The sequence below is a fragment of the Rossellomorea oryzaecorticis genome, assembly GCF_038405515.1.
GTDB classification, from domain to species: domain Bacteria; phylum Bacillota; class Bacilli; order Bacillales; family Bacillaceae_B; genus Rossellomorea; species Rossellomorea oryzaecorticis_A.
Genome location: NZ_JBBYAF010000080.1, coordinates 1 through 5,848 on the forward strand (window position 1 = coordinate 1; position 5,848 = coordinate 5,848).

Consider the following 5,848-nt stretch of genomic DNA (forward strand, 5'->3'; position numbering starts at 1 on the left):
ATGACATGTGCCTCTAAGCCCCAGAGCTGGACACGTCTCACATTAGCTACTCTTCCCGCAGGAGTCTTCGTCTTGCACTCCAATCAACCGCTGGAACGGATTTAACAATTTAAGAATCGTATTTAAGGCAAACACATAGAAAAGCAGCAATATTCACTGCTGCTTTTCTCTCGATATTATTCTTCTTCGTTGTCCACCAGGTTGGAAAACAGTCCGTAGACGTATTTTTCTGCATCGAATGGTTGCAGATCATCCATCTTCTCTCCAAGACCGACATATTTCACCGGCACTTGAAGCTCATTTCGGATGGCAAGTACGATTCCGCCTTTGGCAGTGCCGTCAAGTTTTGTCAGGACGATTCCAGAGACATTTGTAGCTTCCTTGAAGGTCTTCGCTTGAATCATTGCATTCTGACCAGTAGTAGCATCCAGTACAAGCAATACTTCATGAGGTGCTCCTGGAATTTCCCTTTCAATGACCCGTTTCACTTTCTCGAGTTCTTTCATCAGATTGACTTTGTTTTGAAGGCGTCCTGCTGTGTCACAGATCAGGATATCCGCTTTTTTTGCTTTCGCCGATTGAACAGCATCAAACATTACCGCTGCAGGGTCACTGCCAGCAGCCTGTTTGATGACCGGCACTCCGACTCTTTCTCCCCAGACTTCCAATTGTTCGATTGCTCCGGCACGGAATGTGTCACCTGCTGCAAGCACGACATTCTTTCCTTCTTCCTTAAACATGTGAGCCATCTTCCCGATTGTAGTGGTTTTGCCGACTCCGTTCACTCCCACAAAAAGAATGACGGTCAGCTCATCTTCCTTGATGTTCAATGAGCTGTCATCATCTCTCTCTCCCTGATAGATCTCAACCAGCTTTTCTGAAATAACTGGCTGGATCTCTTCAGTGTCCTGAATGTTGCGTCGTTTCACTTCCATTTTCAATTCATCGATCAATTCCATCACTGTATCGAAACCGACATCTGCTCCGATGAGTATTTCTTCGAGCTCTTCGAAGAAATCTTCATCCACTTTACGATAACGTGCAACGAGGTCGTTCACTCTGGTAGTGAAGTTGTTTCGGGTTTTACTCAACCCATCTTTAAATTTTTCGGTTACATTGTCACTGGATTCGGTAAATTTATTTTTAAGTTTTTTAAAAAAGCTCATCTTCTTAACACCACCTATTAAGTTTCAAGTAATTCATGAGTCTCCTGGAGCCTTACAGAAACAAGCTTGGACACTCCGGACTCCTGCATCGTAACCCCGTATAGTACATGCGCCTCTTCCATCGTTCCCTTACGATGGGTGATGACGATGAATTGGGTATCGTCGCTGAATCTCTTTAAATATTGACTGAACCGCTGTACATTCGCTTCATCGAGCGCCGCTTCCACTTCATCCAGGATACAGAACGGAACTGGACGTATTTTTAAGATCGAGAACAAGAGTGCTATTGCCGTCAACGCTCGTTCTCCACCGGACATCAGACCAAGATTTTGAAGCTTTTTGCCCGGCGGCTGTGCCACTATATCGACCCCTGTGTGCAGGAGATCTGAAGGATTAGTGAGTTTTAGTTCAGCACGCCCGCCGCCAAATAGAGCTTTAAAGACGCCTTCAAATTCAACCTGAATCGCTGAAAATGTCTGATCGAAGCGCCTGATCATTTCTGTATCCATTTCATTGATGACTCTATACAGTGTATCTTTCGCTTCTGTGAGGTCTTCTTTTTGTTCCAACAGAAATTCATATCTCTCTTTCACACGCTCATACTCTTCGATTGCTCCTATATTTACCGTCCCAAGTTCTTCAAGGGCTAACTTAACAAGCTTTACCTTCCGCCGCGCTTCCTCCACTTCAATGGTAAGGGGATAGTCACTTTTTGCAGCTTCAAAAGAAAGCATGTATTCCTCTCTTAGGTGATCGAGACGGTTCTCAAGCTCGACATCCAGACGATTGATCTTTACCTCTTCATCTTTCAAAGCAGTCACAAGCCCTTTGTGCTGACGCTTCAATTCTTTCAGTTCAAGTTCTTCGTCTTCAACTGTTTGCTGCAGCTTAAGCCGCTCATCACGGCGGATGGAAATAAGCTCTGTCGTCTCTGACTTTTGACCGGCACATTTTTCTGCTTTTTCTATTAGCTGTTTCTCACCGGAGAAGTTATCCTTCATCTCTGTTTGCAGCCATTGAAGATCTTCTTTTAAAGTTTTTAACCTTTTTTCTGTTTCTGCCTTGTTTTCTTTCACTCGTTCTAATTGATTTCCCGTACCTGCCAGCTGCTCATTCCGGGCGGCCAAATTCGCTTTCATATCGCTTATTTCATCCGATAAAGCATCTTTCGAGGTACGCTCAGAATTCTTTTGAAAGGTTAATTCTTCAATTTTCTTATCCAGTTCTTTTATTTCCTGTTGGATGTCATCCAGCAATTTGCTCAGTTCATTCGTTCTTGAATCATGTTTTTCTTTAATGGATGTATAGTCCTTCTTCTCAAGGTCGTAAAGAGAAAGCCTCTCATCCAAGTTTTGCTGAGATAATTCATTTTCCCGCAACTGAGATAATAGTTCCTGTTCTTTCAATCGTTGGCGCTCACCGGATATTCTCATTTCTTCAAGTTTTTTTTCTCTGAAAGCACTCTCTTCTTTAAGAGACTTCACCTGGACCTGAAGCTGCTCCGTCTGAGTTTCCATTGCTGAAAGTTTTTCTTTCATTTCTTCCAGCTCGCCTTTTCTTGATAGAAGTGAATTTTTTTTCTGCTTAATCGTACCACCACTCATTGAACCGCCAGGATTGACAACATCCCCATCCAATGTCACCAATCGGTATCGGTATTGGATAAGTTTGGCGATTTCACCCGCTCCTTTAAGGTCCTGGGTGATCAGCACATTTCCAAGCAAATTGGACATGATCATTTGGTACCGCGAGTCATAATTGATCAATTGTGACCCGACCCCAATGAATGAAGGATGCCCTTTTAACATATTGAGTTGACTTTCTGAAATGGATTTCCCTTTGATGATATTCATCGGCAGGAATGTAGCACGCCCATATTGATTCTTTTTTAAGTAACTGATCGCTTTACGGCCGTCTTCTTCGGTTGCTGTAACGATATGCTGCATGGATGCAGCCAGTGCTGTCTCCATTGCCGTTTCATATTGTTTCGGAACCTGGATCAGTTCAGCTACCGCTCCTTCAATCCCGGACAGAGCACCATCCCTTGCTTTCAACACTTCTTTAACACCCTGAAAGAAGCCGGAGTAATCGTCCTCCATCTCTTCCAGCATCTCTTTACGGGACTTCGCCTGTTGTAAGTATTGATAAGCCTGATAAAGGGTTTTTTCTTGTTTTTCATACTTTGTTCTCACAGATTCCAGCTTTTTTTGCTCTTCTCTGTATAAGAAGATATGCTCTTCTATCTTTTCTTTTTGCTGCTGCAATTCCTTGGAATGTACTTTATGATTTTTCTGCAGTTCATCCCTCTGATGAACATATTTTTCATTTTCAGCTTCCAAGCGCCCGCTTCTGCTCGACTGCTGTTCAAGCTGCTGCTGCAAGTATTGGATTTCATTTTTAGCAGCGGCCTGCTGATTCAGCTTTTCAATATAATCACTCTTATATGATTCAATGATTTCTTCGATATTTTCACTATAGTGCTTGAACTGACTCTGTTTCGTTGACAGTTCGAGTTTAAGTTCACTCACTTCTGCTTCAATAGCTTTAAAGGTCTCCTGGAGACTATTTTTCTCTGAAGATAATTGAGCTAAACGCGTCTCAGCCTCATCAATTGACTGTTTTAATTGTGTTTCATTGGTAGATGAGTTTTTCTTCCGTTCGATGAGTACCTGCTTTCTACCTTCCAATTTTTCGAGCTCTTCACTTGTAGAAAGCAAAATTTCTTGAAGATTAGTAATCGATTCATCCAGAGCCGCAATTTTATCACGGGTTTGAGCAAGAACCGCTTCTTTCTTTTGAACACGTGAAGAAAGAGCAACTTCCTCTCTTCCATGTTTTTCGAAATCGACACTTACGCTTTCCCATTGTTTATGTAGATCCTCAATGTCATAGACGGTAAGAGCTACTTCGAACTTCTCAAGTTCTTCCTTTTTCTCAAGATAATCCTTTGCCATCGAAGCCTGGATTTTGAGCGGCTCTACCTGACCTTCCAATTCATGCAGAATATCATTTACACGATTCAAGTTTTCCTGAGTTTCAAACAGCTTGGATTCGGCTTTCTTTTTTCTTGATTTATATTTCAACACACCAGCCGCTTCTTCAAAGATGGTTCTTCTTTCTTCGGGCTTGCTGTTTAATATTTCTTCCACTTTCCCCTGACTGATAATAGAAAAAGCTTCTTTCCCAAGCCCTGAGTCCATAAATAACTCGATAATATCTTTCAGTCTGCAAGGCTGCTTATTCAAGAGATACTCGCTGTCCCCCGAACGGAACACCCTTCTGGTTACACTTATTTCACTGTAATCAATAGGCAGGGCACCGTCTTCATTATCAAGCACCAGCGTGACTTCCGCTATATTTAGAGCTTTTCTCGAATCACTCCCGGCAAAAATGACATCTTCCATCTTAGAACCGCGAAGACTTTTGGCGGATTGTTCACCTAAAACCCAGCGAATTGCATCGATGATATTACTTTTCCCACTGCCGTTCGGTCCTACAACGGCCGTGACACCCGGCACGAATTCTACCGATATTCTTTCTGCAAAAGACTTAAACCCCATTACTTCCAGTTGTTTGAGGAACATCTTCTTTCCCCCTAATTAACGTCTAACTTTTGTTTTAGCTTTTCAAGTGCTCTTTGCGCGGCCTGCTGCTCCGCTTCCTTTTTCGAGCGGCCTTTTCCGATACCAAGTTCCTCGTCATTCAGACAGACACGAGAAATGAACTGACGATTGTGGGCAGGCCCGCTTTCTTCAAGTATTCCGTATTCAATCGTACCAGCATTCCCTCTTTGAACGAACTCCTGCAATTGACTTTTATAATCCATCACATGAGAAAAAGCACCGATATTTATTTTAGGATAGACAACTTTTTCAAGAATACCGATCACGGGATCCAGGCCCTGATCAAGATATACCGCTCCGATAAATGCCTCAAAGACATCAGCCAATAGAGCCGGTCTTTCCCTGCCGCCAGTCATTTCCTCTCCTTTACCCAAAAGGATCAATTCCCCAAAGTTCATCTCTGTTGAGAATTTAACCAATGATGGTTCGCATACAATTGCCGCTCTCAGCTTGGTCAGTTCCCCCTCGCTCATCATCGGGTATTTTTTATAGAGAAATTGGGAAACGGTTAATTCGAGTACCGCATCTCCAAGAAATTCAAGGCGTTCGTTGTCTTCATAAGGTTTTCTGCGATGCTCATTCACATAGGATGAATGAGTGAAAGCTTGTTTAAGAAGTTTTTCATCTTGAAATTTCAATCCGATTTCTTCCTGAAATTTTTTGAATTTCATATCGTTTTTTTGTTTGGTTATTCCTTTGTTTCTACTATGCTTTCGCATAAAGCACTCCACCTTGCTCTATAGGTTCTCAAATATACACTTATCAAGTTTATGATAAATAAAACAAATAATCAAAAGTTAATTTAAATCAATTCGATCTTCTAAATGCCGCTGTTGATTTCCGTGCAAGACTTCGCTTTCCGCGGGTAGCCCGTGAGCCTCCTCGGTCGTACCACCCTGCGGCAAGAAAAGCGAAGGGGCTTTGCACAGAGGCGGGTGGCATAAGGTAAATCGGCCACGAAGGCGTTCTTTGCCTTCTTGGACGAGTTGACTTATGACATGTGCCTCTAAGCCCCAGAGCTGGACACGTCTCACATTAGCTACTCTTCCCGCAGGAGTC

3 protein-coding genes are annotated in these 5,848 nt (G+C 42.8%); all 3 read right to left on the minus strand.

The features are described from left to right. Window positions 1–176: 176 nt before the first annotated feature. From ftsY to rnc, 3 genes are read right to left on the minus strand one after another with little or no spacing between them, the layout of a single operon-like run. A complete protein-coding gene (ftsY, locus tag AAEO50_RS20840) occupies window positions 177–1,166 on the minus strand; it encodes a signal recognition particle-docking protein FtsY (protein ID WP_341986299.1) in 990 nt (329 codons plus the stop codon). A 17-nt stretch (window positions 1,167–1,183) separates the two neighbouring features. Then, entirely contained in the window at window positions 1,184–4,750 is a 3,567-nt protein-coding gene (smc, locus tag AAEO50_RS20845; RefSeq protein WP_341986300.1) for a chromosome segregation protein SMC, read from the minus strand. Between the two features lie 11 nt (window positions 4,751–4,761). Then, on the minus strand, window positions 4,762–5,508 hold the full coding sequence (gene rnc / locus AAEO50_RS20850) for a ribonuclease III (protein WP_341986301.1): 747 nt from the start codon (window positions 5,506–5,508) through the stop codon (window positions 4,762–4,764). Window positions 5,509–5,848: the final 340 nt, after the last annotated feature.